Annotated in this window: 10 protein-coding genes and 2 pseudogenes; 6 read left to right on the plus strand and 6 right to left on the minus strand. The window is 75.1% G+C overall.

The features are described 5' to 3' along the window. Positions 1-41 precede the first annotated feature (41 nt). Genes HNR57_RS03775 through HNR57_RS03785 form a run of 3 tightly spaced genes read left to right on the plus strand, consistent with a single transcriptional unit; the run spans position 42 to position 2,163 of the window. The gene (locus tag HNR57_RS03775) at positions 42-752 is read left to right on the plus strand and encodes a glycosyltransferase family 2 protein (protein ID WP_184556593.1); all 711 of its coding nucleotides are present in this window, start codon (positions 42-44) and stop codon (positions 750-752) included. Continuing rightward, positions 749-1,402, plus strand: a complete 654-nt coding sequence (locus HNR57_RS03780; protein ID WP_184555777.1) for a TIGR04282 family arsenosugar biosynthesis glycosyltransferase — start codon at positions 749-751, stop codon at positions 1,400-1,402. The genes HNR57_RS03775 and HNR57_RS03780 overlap by 4 nt, the downstream gene beginning before the upstream one ends. Continuing rightward, the gene (locus HNR57_RS03785) at positions 1,399-2,163 is read left to right on the plus strand and encodes a class I SAM-dependent methyltransferase (RefSeq protein ID WP_184555779.1); all 765 of its coding nucleotides are present in this window, start codon (positions 1,399-1,401) and stop codon (positions 2,161-2,163) included. The genes HNR57_RS03780 and HNR57_RS03785 overlap by 4 nt, the downstream gene beginning before the upstream one ends. A 328-nt stretch (positions 2,164-2,491) precedes the next feature. Here the strand turns inward: HNR57_RS03785 and HNR57_RS03790 are convergent, their stop codons facing one another. Next, positions 2,492-3,742, minus strand: a complete 1,251-nt coding sequence (locus HNR57_RS03790; RefSeq protein ID WP_184555781.1) for a molybdopterin-dependent oxidoreductase — start codon at positions 3,740-3,742, stop codon at positions 2,492-2,494. A gap of 113 nt (positions 3,743-3,855) precedes the next feature. Between HNR57_RS03790 and HNR57_RS03795 the strand changes: the two genes are divergently transcribed. Continuing rightward, complete coding sequence (locus tag HNR57_RS03795) at positions 3,856-5,214, plus strand: hypothetical protein (RefSeq protein ID WP_376772152.1); 1,359 nt, start codon at positions 3,856-3,858, stop codon at positions 5,212-5,214. A gap of 54 nt (positions 5,215-5,268) precedes the next feature. On the opposite strand, the gene HNR57_RS03800 is transcribed toward HNR57_RS03795, so the two are convergent. Continuing rightward, complete coding sequence (locus tag HNR57_RS03800) at positions 5,269-5,757, minus strand: ATP-binding protein (protein ID WP_184555783.1); 489 nt, start codon at positions 5,755-5,757, stop codon at positions 5,269-5,271. A 53-nt stretch (positions 5,758-5,810) separates the two neighbouring features. Then, a pseudogene (locus HNR57_RS03805) lies at positions 5,811-7,083 on the minus strand (MFS transporter). A 98-nt stretch (positions 7,084-7,181) separates the two neighbouring features. Here HNR57_RS03805 and HNR57_RS03810 point away from each other — a divergent pair. After that, positions 7,182-8,267 (plus strand): annotated as a pseudogene (locus tag HNR57_RS03810) (DUF5937 family protein). 5 nt (positions 8,268-8,272) lie between these two features. Here HNR57_RS03810 and HNR57_RS03815 read toward each other — a convergent pair. The 3 genes from HNR57_RS03815 to HNR57_RS03825 form a co-directional block, all read right to left on the minus strand. Then, positions 8,273-12,775 (minus strand): AAA family ATPase, encoded by a 4,503-nt coding sequence (locus HNR57_RS03815; protein WP_184555785.1) that lies wholly within the window; start codon positions 12,773-12,775, stop codon positions 8,273-8,275. A gap of 57 nt (positions 12,776-12,832) precedes the next feature. Beyond that, positions 12,833-13,714 carry a hypothetical protein gene (locus tag HNR57_RS03820; RefSeq protein WP_246554163.1) on the minus strand — a complete coding sequence of 294 codons (882 nt, stop codon included), beginning with the start codon at positions 13,712-13,714 and terminating at the stop codon, positions 12,833-12,835. Between the two features lie 99 nt (positions 13,715-13,813). Beyond that, complete coding sequence (locus tag HNR57_RS03825; protein ID WP_184555789.1) at positions 13,814-15,169, minus strand: HEXXH motif domain-containing protein; 1,356 nt, start codon at positions 15,167-15,169, stop codon at positions 13,814-13,816. A 356-nt stretch (positions 15,170-15,525) separates the two neighbouring features. Between HNR57_RS03825 and HNR57_RS03830 the strand changes: the two genes are divergently transcribed. After that, positions 15,526-15,732, plus strand: a complete 207-nt coding sequence (locus tag HNR57_RS03830) for an FxSxx-COOH-like cyclophane-containing RiPP peptide (protein WP_107057712.1) — start codon at positions 15,526-15,528, stop codon at positions 15,730-15,732. Positions 15,733-15,774 lie beyond the last annotated feature (42 nt).

Here is a 15,774-nt window from a genome sequence, read left to right on the forward strand (position 1 = left end):
CCGGTATGCCCGATTCGCGTTCGTAGGGTGAAACCGTGACGATGACACCTCCGGACGTCGACGTGGTGCTGCCCTGCCTGAACGAGGCCGAGGCCCTTCCCTGGGTGCTCGAACGGATTCCGCCGGGCTGGCGCGCACTCGTCGTCGACAACGGTTCCACGGACGACTCGGCCCGCATCGCCCGCGCGTGGGGCGCGACCGTGGTGCACGAGCCCCGGCGGGGCTTCGGCGCTGCCTGCCACGCCGGCCTGACGGCCGCCACCGCCGACCTGGTGTGCTTCTGCGACTGCGACGCCTCCCTCGACCCGGGACTCCTGGTGCCCTTCGTGCGCGAAGTGCGCGACGGCGAGGCCGACCTGGTGCTCGGGCGGCGGCGTCCGCAGGGGCGGGGCGCGTGGCCGCCGCACGCCCGGGCCGGGAATCTCGCGCTCGCCCGGATGCTGCGCCGCCGCACCGGGCTGCGCCTGCACGACCTCGGTCCGCTGCGCGCCGCCCGCCGGGAGGGGCTGCTCGCCCTCGGCCTCAGCGACCGGCGCAGCGGCTATCCGCTCCAGATGGTCGTCCGCGCGGCCGACGCGGGGTGGCGGATCGCCGAGCACGACGTGCCGTACCTGCCGCGTGCGGGGGCCTCGAAGGTGACGGGCACGTGGCGCGGTACGTGGCAGGCCGTACGGGACATGAGCCGCGTGCTGGCCGAAATGCCCGCGCGCAAGGGGGAAACGGTCGCGCACGAAGGGGGAACCGTCCGTTGACCACGCTCCTCGTCATCGCCAAGGAGCCGCGACCGGGCCGGGTGAAGACGCGGCTCACGCCGCCCTTCACGCCCGGGGAGGCGGCCGGACTGGCCGAAGCGGCCCTCGCGGACACGCTGCACGCCGTGGCCGCCACGCCCGCCACCCGGCGCGTCCTGGTGCTCGACGGTGCCCCCGGCCCCTGGCTGCCGCCCGGTTTCGACGTCGTGGCGCAATGCGCGGGCGGTCTCGACGAACGGCTGGCGGAGGCCTTCGCGGGCTGTGCCGGCCCCGCCCTGCTCATCGGCATGGACACCCCGCAGGTGACCCCGGAGCTGCTCAGCGTGGACTTCGCCGGCTGCGACGCCTGGTTCGGCCCGGCGGAGGACGGCGGCTTCTGGGCCCTCGGCCTGGCGTGTCCGGACCCCGCTCTGCTGCGGGGCGTGCCCATGTCCACACCGGCGACGGGTGCCGTGCAGCGGGAGCGGCTGGCCGACGCGGGACTGCGGGTGCGCGACCTGCCGCCCCTGCGCGACGTCGACACGGCCGCCGACGCCCGCGCCGTCGCCGCACTCGCCCCGCGGGGGCGCTTCGCGGCGCGGCTGGCCCGCTGTGCGGCGGCCGGGGGGCCGGCCACCGGGCCGGGCACGCCCCCGGCCGGTCCCCGATGAGCAGCGTCCCGTCCGCGACCGCCCTGGCATGGGCCGCCGCCGACCCCTACGAGGCCGCCCTGCGCGCCGGGCGCGGCCCCCTGTTCCTGCGGCGCACGGACGGCTGGCTGCTGCCGCTGGAGGTGGAGCGCTGGTGCGCCGGGGCCGATCCGGTCGACCGGGACGTGCTGGACCGGTGCGAGGGGGCCGTGCTGGACGTGGGGTGCGGGCCGGGACGGCTCGTGGCCGAACTGGCCGCCCGGGGGCGGGCCGCCCTCGGGATCGACGTCAGCGAGGCAGCGGTGGAGCATACCGCCCGCCTCGGGGGCCAGGCGCTGCGGCGGTCGGTCTTCGAGCAGCTGCCCGGCGAGGGCCGCTGGGACACCGTGCTGCTCATGGACGGCAACATCGGCATCGGCGGCGACCCGCGTGCCCTGCTGGAGCGGGTCACCGGACTCCTGCGCCCCGGCGGTCTGCTGATCGCCGAGACCGCCCCCGCGGACGTCGACGAACGCGTGCGCGTGCACATCACCGACGCCCGTGCCACCACCGGCGACCCCTTCCCCTGGGCACGGCTCGGCACCCGCGCGCTGCTCAGGTACGCGCGGGGCCGCTGGGAGCGGGCCGGTCAGTGGACGGCCGGCGGACGGCACTTCGCCGCCCTGCGCAGCCGCAGCAGCCGCACCACCAGCAGCAGCGCCGAGCCACCGAAGAGGACGGCGGTGATCAGCAGCCAGCGCGGCAGGAACACCTCCGGCGGCAGGCCGGTGGCGGACCGGTAGCGTTCGTCCACCATGCCGCTGATCAGCGGGAACCAGACGAGGAGCAGCAGCCCGGAGAGGGCGGCAGGTACGCGCACGTACATCGTCCACTCCCGGCGGCGGACCCGGCCGAGTCCCCGTACCACCGCCCGGTCCGCCGCCGCGTACAGCGGCAGCAGCACGAGGTCGTGCAGCAGTGCCGCGCCCACGATCCACAGCGCCACGCCGAACCAGTCACCGGCGAGCAGGCGCACCCCCGCGTAGGCCGCGAGGGCGAACGAGCAGGACAGCAGCAGGAGGTGCAGGGGGCTGCCGACGGCGAAGCGTCCCCGCATCAGAGGTCGCCGCATCACAGGTCTCCGAACGTCATGCGGGCCACCCACTTGGTGTTCAGCACACCGGGTGCCGCGGGCACGATGATCCGCGCCGGGTAGCCGTGGTCGGGGGACAGCCGCTCGCCGTTGACGTACAGGGCGAGCAGGGAACGCGGGTCGGCCACCTGGTTGGCGCGCAGGGCGGCCTCGCGGAAGGCGCCGTGCCGCTGGAGGGACTCGACGAACACGTCCGGCGGGTCGTCCTCGTACCCGACGAGGGCCGCGAGGTCGCGCAGCCGCACCCCGCGCCACCACTGGTCCTCCGTCGACCAGCCCTCCACGCAGGCGATGGGCAACGCCGAGCTGTGCAGGGGGAGTCCGGCGAGCCGGGCGCGGCTGAGGCGGACGGTGCCCGTGCGCCCCGTCACGACGAGCCGCCAGACGTCCCCGGCCGTTTCCGCTGTATCGATCCCGGCGTAGGCGGCGGTCTTGTTGATCTGGAAGCCGTTGGGGCCGCTGCCGGGTTCGGCGCCGCCGTGCGGGGCGAGGAGGGCGGTGCGCCTGAGCGGACCGCCGAAGTTCTGCCCCACGGTCGTGGCGAACAGCAGCAGTGAGCCGCCCCCGACGAACCACAGGGCGCCCCGCCGGGAGACGGTCGGCTCGGCGGGGCGCGGGGACACCAGGTCGTTCCTCTCCTCCCGCAGCTGCCGCAGATTGCGCAGTGCCGTGGGCGCCTTCAGCAGGACGTGGGCCACGAAGGCGGCGAGGAACACCCAGGCGCCGTAGAAGTGCAGGGGATAGAACGAGCCCGGGAAGACGTAGTCGAGCTGGACGTTGAGGACACCCGTCACGAACTCGAACAGCCCGCCGCCGACCAGCAGCAACAGCGAGATCCGCTCCAGGGCGTGCGCGAGCGAGCGGGCCGGGGGCAGGGCGAACAGCCTCGGCACGACGGACCACAGCTTGGCGAGCAGGACGGGGATCAGCGTGATGCCGAGGGTGACGTGGACGCCCTGGTTCAGCCGGTACAGCCAGTGCGGGTCCGTCGGCCAGGCGAAGAGGTAGAAGCCGAGGATCCCCTTGTCCGGGGTCTTGTCGTTGACCGTGGACAGGTCCGGGTTGTAGGCGGCGTACGAGAGAAGTCCCGTCACGAACAGCACCGTGATGCCGGCGAGCAGGACCAGGCCCAGGACCGAGGTGAACCAGGGGCCGCGCAGGGGGCTGCGCCAGAAGCCGGGGGACGTGGGGAGCCGTGGATCGCGTGGATCGCGTGGATCGTCTCGCATGAGCCGACGGTAGGCCGCGGGCACCCCGCGGGAGGGTGCGCGACCCATGACGAAACGCTGACGTCGGGCCCGGTCGGCGGCCCGCGACCGGCCGCGCGGCCTAGCGTGCCGGTGTGATCCGCACCCCGCCCTCCGCTCCGCCGTCCCGCGGCCTGCGCCACGACCTGTACGCCGCCGGGGCCGCCGTGCTGCTCGTGACGGTGTCCATGGCGGTCGGCCGCCACATCGAGGACACCCGCCGGACGCTGTTCGTCGACTGGCCCCCGCTGCTGGCCTCGTGGGCGCCGCATCTGGGCCCCGGCACCCCGGCCGCCGTGCTGGTGGCGATCGCCACCGTCACCCAGGGCCCCGCGCTGGCGGCCCGCCTGTCCTGGCGTGCCCTGCTCCCGGCCGTCTGGGGCACGGCCATGGCGTGGATCTTCTCCCTCGCCCTGGTCGACGGCTGGGACCGGGGCATCGCGCGCCGGCTCACCACCCGCCACGAATACCTCCAGGTCATCGACCGATTCCAGGACATCCCGGCGGCGTTGCGGGGCTTCACCGGGCACATCCTGCTGGACTCCCCCGACAACTGGCCCGCCCACGTCGCCGGGCATCCGCCCGCCGCCACCGTCACGTTCGTGCTGCTCGACCGGATCGGGCTGCGGGGCGGGGGGTGGGCCGGGGTGTGGTGCATCGCCGTCGGGGCGACCGCCTGTGTCGCCGTGCTGGTCACGATCCGTGCCCTGGCCGGCGAGACGCTCGCCCGCCGGGCGGCCCCCTTCCTGGTCCTGGCCCCGGCGGCCGTGTGGATGGGCACCTCGGCCGACGCGTACTTCGCGGCGGTGGCGGCGTGGGCGGCGGCCCTCCTGGCTCTCGCGGTCACCCGGGGGTCCCTGGGGTGGGCGGGCGCGTCCGGGCTGCTGTTCGGCCTGGTCTGCTACCTGTCGTACGGCCTCACGCTCGTCGCGCTGATCGCCGCGGCGGTCCTGGTGCTCGGGCGCCACGGAATCCGGGAGCGCCCGGCCCTGGCGGCACCGTGGCTCGCCGGACTGGCCGTGGTCCCCGCGGTGTTCACGCTCGCGGGTTTCGACTGGTGGGAGGCCTACCGGCTGCTGGTCACACGCTACGGCCAGGGCGCGGGCGGCATCCGCCCCTACGGCTACTGGGTGTGGGCAAACCTGGCCTGCACGGTGCTCGTCACGGGGCTGGCGACGGCGGCGGGACTGCGGCGGACAGGGGCCGTACTGGTCCGGCGTCGCACCGAGCCCCGAGCCGGCGTCCGCCTCGCGGTCCTGGTCTGTGCCGCGCTCCTCGCCCTGCTGGTCGCCGACCTGTCCGGCATGAGCAAGGCGGAGACGGAACGCATCTGGCTCCCCTTCGCCCTGTGGCTGCTCCCGGCCTGCGCGTTCCTCACCCGCCCCCGCGCCTGGCTCACCGCCCAGGCGCTGCTCGCGCTGCTCCTGAACCATCTGCTGCTCACCGGGTGGTGACGGCCGCCCGGAGGAGGTCTCGTCGGAGGCGTCAGACGGCGGGGTCGTCGTCGATCACCGCCAGGCATCGAGGTCGGCGGCGGGGGCGGCGTCCGGCGCCGTGCGCAGGTAGGCGGTGATCTGCTTGCCGGTGCCGAGGGACGCGACGGTGACCTCCGTGCTGACCGTGTGCACCACGTGCATGCCGTGACCGCCGAAGCGCTGCCCGTCGCGCTCCCTGACCACCGGCCGCTCCGGGGAGGTGTCCCACACGGTGATGGCCAGTCCGTCGCCGGAGAGCAGCAGGATCATCCCGCAGGGGCCGGGAGCGTGCCGGATGGCGTTGGTGACCAGTTCGCTGACGACCAGTTCGGCGTCGATCGCCAGCGCGGCCGGCACGGGCGTGCGGCCGGTACACGGGACGTGCGCCAGGAACGCCTGCAGCGCCCGGCGCGCCTCGACGGCGCAAGCCGCGCCGTCGGCCCATACCGTGCCACAGCGCAGGGTGGCCTGCTCGTCCGTGCCCGGCTCATCTGCCGCCTGCTTCATAAGCGGGATGACCATATTGGGCTCTCTCGTTGTGGTTCATGTTGCTCAGTGCTGCTTCGGTCGTTCGTCTACCCCGGCGCCGACCGCGCATACTGCCGACGGCCTGCCGGTGTGGTGTGCTCTGCGCCGCACTCGCCCGGCCGCGTTCCCCGGTCCTTCCCGGTGGCGACGGCCGAGGCCGACAGGAGCGTCGCGGCGCCGAGGCCGCCCCAGAGGGCGGCCGGGCCGTGGGGGGCGAGCGCGGTGATGACGGTCGGGGAGACGGCGAGGCCGAGGCCCGAGGAGAGCTCGAAGCGGGCGAGGGTGCGGCCCAGGGCGTGGGCCGGGGCGAGGTGGGTGACCAGAGCGGTGGCGCTGCCGGCGTAGACGATCTCGCCGAGGGTGCAGACCACGGACACCGCGGCGACGGCCGGGGCGCCCCAGCCGGGTCCCAGGGACGCGGCCGCGAGGAAGCCGAGGTAGGACGCGGTGAGGACCACACCGGCGAGCACCAGGGCGGTCCGCCGGGGGAAGCGGGACATCAGGACGGTGACCGGCACCTGCAGGGCGACCACCAGCACCGTGTTGATCACGAAGACGGCCGCCGACCAGACGGGGGACGCGTGCAGCTGGGTCACCAGGATCAGCGGGAGCGCGATCTCGGGGACGTTGAGGCAGAAGACGTAGACGACGTTGGCGGCCAGCAGGGCGCGCATCCGGGGCGCGGGGCCGTGGTCCGTGACGTCGTCCGGCGCGGCGGCCGGGCGGGCGCGCAGCCGGACCGACCAGGCCAGGGCGGCCGCGGCGAGACAGGCGAGTCCGGTCACGGCGGCCAGCGCCCGCAGCGCGGTGGCGCCACCCGCCAGGCCGGCGGTCGCGATGAGCGCGCCCACGCCCAGCCCTGCGTTTGCGCAGCGCGCGGCCGGCCGCCAGGGCGGCGTCGCGTTCCCGGCCGTGGGAGACGGTGGCCACGACGGCCGCGTGGGCGGCCGGCCAGGCCTGGTTGCCGACGCCGAGGAAGAGCGCCGCCGCCGCGAACGGCCAGACGTGCCCCGCCGGGGTGGCCAGCAGCAGCGCGACGCCCAGGACGCGCACCAGCATCGACGCCGCCACGACCGTGCTGCGGGCACCCCGGTCCAGCCAGCGGCCGACCGCGGGCATGCACGCCAGGCCCGCGACGATGCCGACCGTCATGGCGATACCGGTGACCTGCGCGGACAGCCTCAGCACCAGCACCCCGTACAGCAGCAGGAAGGGCCGCAGCAGGCCGGTACCGAGCGCGTCCACGGCGAGGGCGACGGCATAGCGGGGGCCTCCGCAGGCTCGGACGAGGGCTCGGGGCCGGATCTTGGTGATTGCCATGGCGTCACGGTGCGTGCGGCCGCCGGGCCGGGCACGTCGCTTGACGGACATCGTCAAGCGGCGCGGGCGCCGGGCGGCCGGCCCTTGATGATGGGGGGATGACGCTGAGGATCGACATCGGCGGCCTGCCGTCCGGCGGGTAGCGGTTCGCCGCTTCCCCGCTGGCCGAGCTGACCGCGATGCTGCACGTGCTGGCCGAACCCGGGCATCATCCGCGGCTCTCCGGCTGGGCCGCGGACGTCTGGGCCGGGCTGCGGCCGGAACTGGCCGAGCGGCTCAGGGAGGCCGAGTTCCTCTGGCGCTCCTCGCAGGCCGACTTCCTGCTGCCCGCCCGGCCCCGGCCGACCCTCGCCGGCGAGTTGGACGACGTGGACCGGATCGACGACGACACGTACGTGACCGCCGCGCTCGTCATGACGTGCGGCAGCACCCGGGCCCCTCTCGACGCACCGTCACCGCTCGCCGACACTGCCGCGCGCGAGCGGGCCCTGGACCTGGCACAGGCTCGCGGTGCACGGCAGGAGGCCTTCGCGGAACGGCTGCTCGCCGACCCGGCGGCCGTGCGGGCCCGGGTGCGCGACACCCTGGAACAGTGCGCGGAGGCCTTCTTCGACGCGGCCTGGGCGGGCGTCGCGGAGCGGCTCGCCACCGACCTGCGCGTGAAGAACGACCTCCTGAAGCGCCAGGGTGTCGAGGCGGCACTGGCATCGGTCTCCACGGCGGTCGCCCTGGCACCGGACGGCGACTGCATCATCGTGGACAAGCTGCAGGACAAGGCGACCAATGCCGAGGGCACCGGGGTGACGTTCATCCCCAGCGTCCACGGCCGTCCGCACCTGGTGGCGGTGCACGCGCCCGGCTGGCAGCCGGTGGTGCAGTACCCGGTGGCCGATCCGGATCCGGCGGCGCCGGTGCCGCTGGACACGGTCACCCTGCGGCTGGAGGCAGTCGCGCATCCGGTACGGCTGCGGCTGCTGCGCACCCTGGCCCGCGGTCCGCACACCACCGGCGAGCTGGCCCACGTCTGGGGGCTCACGCCGCCGGAGGTCTCCCGCCACCTCGCCCTGCTGCGCCGCGCGGGCCTGCTCACCACCCGGCGGCACGGCCGCTACGTCCGCAACACCCTCGACGTGCCCGCGCTGACGTCCCTGGGCGGCGACCTGCTGACGGCCCTGCTGCGCTGAACCGCTCACTCCTGCGGCGCGAGGAGGTCCTCGCACCAGGTGAAGCCCGCCGTCCCCGCTTCGTGCGCGACGACGAACCCCGTGGCGCAGGCGGCGATCGAGGAGACGGCGGTGGGCAGGTGGCAGGGCGTGGCCGGTTCCTGCCGGGTCACGAGGTCCCAGATCACGACACGCCCTTCCTCGCCGCCGCCCGCGGCGACGACGCGGCCTCCCGGCAGCCGCGCCGTGGCCAGTGCGGTCACCCGGCCCCGCAGACCGGTGAGCGGTTCGGCCGGACCCGGGCGGCCGAGGTCCCACAGGCGGACCTCGCCGCCGGCCCCGCCGGACAGGACCACCGTCCGCTGGCCGGGCAGCTCCGCGGTGGCCACCGCGTCGATCCGTCCGCCGGAGCGGGTCAGCGCCGCCACCTCACGCCCGGTCGCCACGTCCCACACCAGCAGGGCGCCCCGGCGGTCGCCGCTGATCGCGAGGCCGGGGGTGCGACCGCCGTCGGTCAGGGCCGTCGCCAGCACCCAGCCGCGGTGCCCGGTGAAGGTGCTCAACGGATCTCCCGTCGCCAGGTCCCACACCGTCGCGAGGGCCGTGTCCCCGCCGGCGACCAGGACCTGCCGGCCGTCCGCGGCACGGCCCACCGCCACCGCCCTGACCCGTTCCGTGCAGCTGGGGAACGCGCGGACCAGACTGCCGCGCGTCAGCTCCCACATCCGCAGTGCACCGTCCCGGCCGCCCGCCACGACGACCGGCCCCACGTCCGGCAGTTCGGCCGTCGCCAGCGCCCGCACCAGCAGCCGTCGCCCCGAGTCGTCCAGCGCGCGCCGGTGTTCGCCCGTCGCCAAGTCCCGTACCTCCGCGCCCCGCTCGCCGCCCCCGGCGACACACAGCGCCGGCCCCTCCCCCGGCACGGCGACGGCCACCGCCTCCATCGCCTCCTCGTGGCCGGTCTCCGGGGCGTCGGGGCGGGCGTCCGTGACGTCCCAGACGACGGCGTGCCCGTCGGCGCCGCCGCTCACCGCCACGAGACGGTCGTCGATCAGCGCGACGTCGACGCCGTGCACGCCACCGGGGTGCGCGGCGAAGACGTAGGCGGGCCGGCCGGTGCCGATGTCCCACACGGCGACTCGTCCGTCGGCGCAGCCCGTGACGATCCGCCCGCGCTCGCCGTCGCCGCCCAGCGCCAGGCAGGTGATCACGCCGTGGCCCGCGGAGGCCGGCTCGTGCAGCAGTCGGCCCTCGGCGAGGTCCCACACCAGGACGCGTCCCGCACGGTCGCCGCTCACGGCGACGTGCCGGCCGCCGGCCGTACCCGTGGCGACCCGGGTCACCCGGCCCTCGTGTCCCGTCAGTGTGTGCAGCGCGCGCCCGTCGGCCGCGTTCCACACCTGCACCAGGCCGTCGTAGCAGCCGGTGACCGCCACGACCGTGCCGTCGTCCAGCGTCGCCGTGGCCACCACCCGGACGAAGTCGGCGTGCGGGCCGAGGGAGCGGAGCCACTGGCCCGTCCGCACGTCGAAGACCCGGGCGTCCCGGTCCTCCCCGACGGCGATCGCGACCGGCGTGCCGTCCGGCAGCCGCGCCGCGGCGAGCCCGGAGAGCAGCACCATCGAGCTGTCCAGTCGCGTCAGCGTTCCCTCGTCCGGGTCCCATATGGCCGCCCGGTGGCCGTGCCCGGCGGCCACCGCGCGGATGCTCCCGTCGGGGAGGGAGACCGTGGCGAGCGACCGGATCGGCCCGGCACCGGCCCCCTGACGGCGGGTCAGGTCACCGGTGTTCAGGTCGTGGGCGTACAACCGGCCGTCCTCACCTCCCGTGAGGAGGACCGGGCGTCCGTCGGCGAGCCGGGCCGGCACGACCGCCCGGGCCGGGCCCGACAGACCGTCGAGGGTACGCAGGATGTTGCCGCCGAGCGGGTCCGACAGCCGTGTGCGGTGGGTGTCCCCGGTGCTGACGACCACGTAATCACCGCGGCCGCGCGTCTCCCCGTCCGTGTCGCGGCCCGGCGCCCGGGCGAGCATCACCTGGGAGACCGGCCCGGCATGCCGACCGAGGGTCTGCAGCCGTGCCGGGGTCGCGGTCCGGCTCACGGCCCAGACCGGCCGGGCCGGCAGCGGGGGCGGACCCGGCTGGGAGGCCAGCGCGTCGGAAAGCCCGGTGTCCCGCCACACGGCCGCGTCGAGACTGAGCAGATCCCGCCGTGCGGCGGTGAGGTGACGGAGCGGATGGTGCGCCGTGGTCTGCCGGTAGATGTCGGCGCGCATCCGGGCCAGGTGGCCGCGGGCCCGGTGCAGGTGCCGTACGAGCCGGTCCGGGTCCGCGTGCAGCAGGTACGACACGTCCTCCAGCAGCGCGTCCAGCTGGTCCGGGCCGGCGTCGGCGGCGTGGTCGGCAGCGTGCCGCCGCAGGTAACGGTCCGCCCGGGACCAGTCACGGGTCCCTCCCTCGGCCGGCACGGTCGACAGCAGGGCGTTCAGCACGGCGCGGCCATCCGTGCGCCCCGCCAGGTGCTCGGCCGGCGCCCGGTGGAAGAAGCTGTAGAGCCTGCCGTCGTCCGCGGCCGGACCGGCGCCGGGGTCGTAGGTGGTACGGAGGTAGAACCGGGCCCCGGCGAGGACCTCCGCCGTGTCCCGCTGCCGCGGCGGCAGCGCCCGGTCACGCGCCTCGGGCCGCAGCGCGAGGGCCACCCGGTGCAGGAGGCCGGACGGCATGCCCTGCCCGGCCGCCCGGGCGAGCGCCGTCAGCACCGCGTCGGTCCAGGGCAGTTCGGCCGTGAGGGTGCGCAGGTCCAGGTCGAGCATCCCCGGCAGGTCGCAGGGCAGTTCCCGGGCGATCTCGGCCCCGGAGAGGATGGTGCCCGCCCGGGAGAGCCGGCGCAGGTGCGCGCCGTACACGGCCGCGGTCAGGAAAGCCCCGTGCTCGGCGGAGCCCGACAGGCGACACGCGATCATGTCGGTCACGTCGGTGGAGTAGTCGGTGTCCAGCAGCCGGCCCAGATACGTGCCGAGGTGCTCGGCGAGCGACGCGGGCTGCTCGGCGTCGAGGTCGAGGAGCCGTTCGGGGTGGCCGGCGAGGGCCGCGTGCAGGCCGGGCAGGCTGTCCGGCCACAGCCGGGTGCCGATCAGGACCCGGCAGCCGGGCACCGGATCACCGCCGTCGCCCGTCAGCGGCAGCAGCACCTCCCGCAGCAGCCCGTCGGGGTCGTCGGCCTCGTCGAGCGCGTCGATCACGACGGTGACGTCGCCCACCGCACGCAGCGCGGCGGCCAGTTCCTCGAAGGTCGCGCCCGGCGCACCGGCGCGCGGCTGTGCGGGTCCGCGCTGCTGCCGGGGCAGGCGCAGTACCTGTGCCTGCCGGTGCAGCGAGTCCACGACGTCCTGGGTGGACAGGTGGTGGGCGTGCACGGCCAGCAGCCGCGGGTCGGGCGGCGGCCGGAAGTCGCGCAGGCCGAGGCGCTCGCGCAGGGGGCGCAGCCGGGGATGGACGGTGCACACCGTCACCCCGAGGAGCGCCGACTTCCCCGCCCCGGGCCTGCCGGTGACGGCCAGCAGGCGGTGCCGCCCGGTCCGGGGGGCGCCGAGCCACTCCTCGATGCGCCGGAGCTCGCTCCGGCGCCCGCTGAAGAAGAACGCCTCCGCGTCCGGGGTGCCGGCGGCCCGGGCGGCGAAGTGGTGCAGGTCCAGTCGGGGGTCCAGCCGGTCGGCGTAGCGCCGCAGGGAGGCGACCGCTTCGGCCCGGTACTGCTCCTCGGCGTCGGCGGAGTGGCTGGGGTTGCGCAAGAAGGGCGCCGGTGGCAGGGACGCCTCGTCGTGCTTGGTGCACACCACGTCCTGCTTCGGCGTGTTCGCGGCGGCGTCGAGGCGTCGCAGTTCCGCGTCGATCTCCTCCGCCAGCAGGGTCACGGGTACGTGTTCCAGCTCAGGGGGGATGTCCAGGGTGCGGCGGGCGATGCGGTCGATCACCGTCGCGGCCGCCTTGCTGAAGCGCGCTCCGTAGGTGATCTTCCCGGCCGCGCAGGCCGCGATCACCCAGGCGTTGCGGCTCTCCACGCCGAGCAGGCGCTGGGTGAGCTGTGCGGTGAGGGCCGTGCCGCCGCCGCACACGTCGAGCAGGAACAGGACCGGCCCGCCGTCCTCGTGTTCGACATCCCGGAGCAGCTCGTCGGCGTCCACGCTGGTCCTGCGGATGCCGTTGGGGAGCGTTGTGGTGTTCCTCATCGCCAGGTACAGCACGGGCCCGAAGGTCTGCGCGTGGCCGCTGAAGTGGACCAGGAGGGGGTCCTGGCCGGCCCGCTCACGCGCTGTCTCCCACGCGACGCGGAACTCGGCGGGCGTCGGGTCGAGCACGGGCTCGGTCACGTCGAGCCCGGCCCGCAGGAGCGCGTGGGCGACGTCGCGCACGGCTTCGGCCACGCTGGGCAGGGGTTCGAGCGGAAGCACCCCCGCGGCCTCTTCCTCCTCGGTCGGGACACGCGCGGGGAAGTCTCCCGCGCCCACCACGAGTGCGTGCACTGTCACGGCCGTGCTTCCCCCTCCGTACGGCATGGTCCTCGGGCGGGCGCCCGCTGTACGGGATCAGTCCGTGAAGTGGGGCGCGAGCGCGGCCGCCGTCAGCCCGGCCGCGAGGTAGCCGCCGAGGGTGTGCGGATCGAAGAGGCCGATGTCGGTGGTGGCGTGCACGTCGACCGGGAAGGCACCGCCCAGCTCGCGCGGCACCGCCAGCAGGTCCCCCACGTCGGCGATGTTCACCCAGTGCCGCACCCCGGGGGGCCGCGCCCCGCGGCCGGCGGTGGGTTCGGGGTCCAGCTTGCGCATGATCGCCGGGAGTCCGAGCGGCGAGCCGAGGGTGAGCAACAGGTCGAGTTCCAGGTCCGGATGGGCGTGCAGGGTCTCGTACGCGACCACGCTGCCCAGGGAGTGGGCCACGACGACCCGTGCGCCGTGGTCGCGCACGGCCTGGGCCACGGTCGCCCGAACGGCCTTGCGGCGGCCGGGACGTGAGGTGTACGCATCGGTGTCCTGGAGTGTGGCCACCACCAGGCGGGACAGCAGTTCCGCCAGCCGCTGCCGGGCTGCGGGCCGCGCGTCGCCCGCGCGCTGTTCCACGAGCCCGTGCACGGCCCACCGCAGCGGCGAGAGCATGCCGGCCTGGCCTTCCGCGGGCCGTGCCACTCCTGCCGTCTCCAGCCACTCCCACGCCTCGCCCTCCTGGGCGGACGTCAGGTCCTCCAGGGTGCCCGCATCCGCGGACTGCTGTTCGGGACGGTGGTCGTCGGCGAGTTGGTGCGCGTAGTACGCCATGACCAGTTCGGGCAGCGGCACATGGGACAGTCCCGCCGCGCTCAGCCCCTTGCGCAGCCGGTCCGCCGCGGCGGCGGCCTTGAGTTCCGCGGCCTGCTCCGGCGACGCGCCCCGCACGAGGTTCCCGATACCGTGCACGAGCACCACGGTTCCCATCCCCACCACCCCCATGGCCCGGCCGACGACCTGATGTGGGGGGACTTGTACCCCGTGCGCCGCGCCCCGCAACACCGGGAGGGCCGGGGAGCCGGCGCCTCAGCCGCCCGTCCGCCCGGCCCGGTTGCGCTCCGTCCAGCGCGCGCGATGGTCCTCCGCCTGCTGCCGCGCCTCGCGCACGGCGGACGCGGGCAGCGGTACGGTGCGCAGTTCGGCCAGGGCCTTGCCCATGGCGGCGACGAACCGGCGGCCGGTGCCGGTCAGCGCGCTCCGGTCGGCCAGCATCGCCTCCTTGGTCTCCGACGCCGCCTCACGCCACCGGGCACACCGCACATGAGCCCGGTGCCGTTCCGCCGGGTCGGACAGGAAGGCGGCCTCCCGGGACCAGAAGCGGGCCACGGACAGAAAGGCGTACGTGCCGTGCAGCAGGCCGTACAGCGGCCTCGGGTCGTCCCGCCACGGCGCGTAGTACCGCCTGCCCGGCTCCGCCGTACCCGGTTCGGCGAGCAGGTCGACGAGGTGCATCACGGCCGCCAGCTTGCTGTGCTGCATCTCGTGGACCAGCGTCTCGGCCAGGTCGCGCGCGTGCGGGGGCCGCGACAGCGTCACGCCACCGAACATCTCGGCCGCGCTTCCGCTGCGCCCCGCGGACGATCCCTCGGCGAGGGGCACCGGAGTCAGCGTGCGCAGGCCGGCGTCCAGCTCCGCGGCGTAGTCGGCGTGCCGGGCCCGCAGCAGCCTCATCGCGCTCGCGGCCGTGGCACGCCAGAGGCGCAGTTCGTCCTCGGGCAGCCGGTACGGCCGTTCCGCGGCCGTCGCCACGACCTGGTCGACGTCGTCGAGCAGGCACGACGCCTCCGGCCCGGGCATCGCGCCCCGCAGCGGCCACCAGCCCTGCCGCTCGGCACCCAGCGCTGTCGCGTGCGGCAGGTCCACCCGCAGGCCCGTCCCGGTATCGAGGACGGTGCCCGTGCGGTCGCCGCGCAGCAGCAGGGCCGCACCGGCGGCCGTGTCCGGGAGGCGGACCGCCCCCAGCCCGGGCAGGACGACTCCCGGCGGGGCGGCGGACAGACCGATCGAGACGTCCAGGCCGGTGGCGGTGGCGGCCGCGGCCGCCACCGAGGCGAGCGGCAGGGAGCCGACGGCGGCGGGCGCGCACCCGTCGAGGATCCGCCAGGTCGTCACCAGCCGCGGCCCCACCGAGGGGTGGCCGAGGATGCGCCGGGTCACGTCCGGCGCCGTGTGCCAGGCGTCGGTGAGCACGCCGAACAGCCGGTCCACTGCGCGCCCCGTGTCCCCGCCGTGTTCCCCGGCCCGGTCCAGCGTGGCCCTGAGCAGCAGCAGCCGCCGGCTGTACTCGCTCTCCCGGAGCAGCCGCACGGTCTCGGCGCCCCCACCGCCCCGGGCGAGCGCGGCGAGCAGCCGGCCGTCCAGGCGGTACGCGGGCGGGGTCACCGTCGCGTGGTCCGGACTCAGGTCCGCTCCCGGAGGGGCGCGGAATCCTTCGCACGTCCCGGGAACAGGGTCACGACACCTTTCGTGGCAGGGTCGTGCGCCACTTCCGGCTCACCCGTTTCGGTACCCATGGAGCTCCTGTGTGCGAACGAATTCACGCTCCGAACCAAGAAGGTTTCCTGCGGCGTACGAGACGATCCGAGGACCGGACGAAGCGCCGCACTTGTCGGTAGACTCATTCGAGTCTGACAGCAAGTCATCAGTTTGGCAGCCGAGTTGAGAGGCCGAACCACAACTGTCCGGCAGTCCTCCACTCGTGGCGGATTCTCGACTCAATCGGGACGGCGGGGCTCCGTATGGATGATCAGACCGAAACGCGGGAGGTGCTGGATTCTCCCTTGGTTGATCTTTCGAATTTACCCTTCGACGCAATCCGGTCACTGCCCGAATCCGTGATAGTGAGTGCCTTGCGGCGTGTGCGGCGGGAAGCGTCACGTCCCGAGGCCATGTTCACCACGAATCACGAGAAGGACCCCGGCGGCGGTGAAGCGCAGAAGGAGTGACCGCCCGAGCCCGCCCACCGCCCGTTCCCCGCGTCCGACCAC

This window comes from Streptomyces paradoxus, from assembly GCF_014202475.1.
Taxonomy (GTDB): domain Bacteria; phylum Actinomycetota; class Actinomycetes; order Streptomycetales; family Streptomycetaceae; genus Streptomyces; species Streptomyces paradoxus.

Excerpts from the sequence above, each read along its gene's own strand:
- HNR57_RS03790 (WP_184555781.1), bottom strand. The coding sequence starts at position 3,742 with ATGCGAGACGATCCACGCGATCCACGCGATCCACGGCTCCCCACGTCC.
- HNR57_RS03830 (WP_107057712.1), top strand. The coding sequence starts at position 15,526 with ATGGATGATCAGACCGAAACGCGGGAGGTGCTGGATTCTCCCTTGGTT.
- HNR57_RS03785 (WP_184555779.1), top strand. The coding sequence starts at position 1,399 with ATGAGCAGCGTCCCGTCCGCGACCGCCCTGGCATGGGCCGCCGCCGAC.
- HNR57_RS03820 (WP_246554163.1), bottom strand. The coding sequence starts at position 13,714 with ATGGGAACCGTGGTGCTCGTGCACGGTATCGGGAACCTCGTGCGGGGC.
- HNR57_RS03775 (WP_184556593.1), top strand. The coding sequence starts at position 42 with ATGACACCTCCGGACGTCGACGTGGTGCTGCCCTGCCTGAACGAGGCC.
- HNR57_RS03800 (WP_184555783.1), bottom strand. The coding sequence starts at position 5,757 with ATGGTCATCCCGCTTATGAAGCAGGCGGCAGATGAGCCGGGCACGGAC.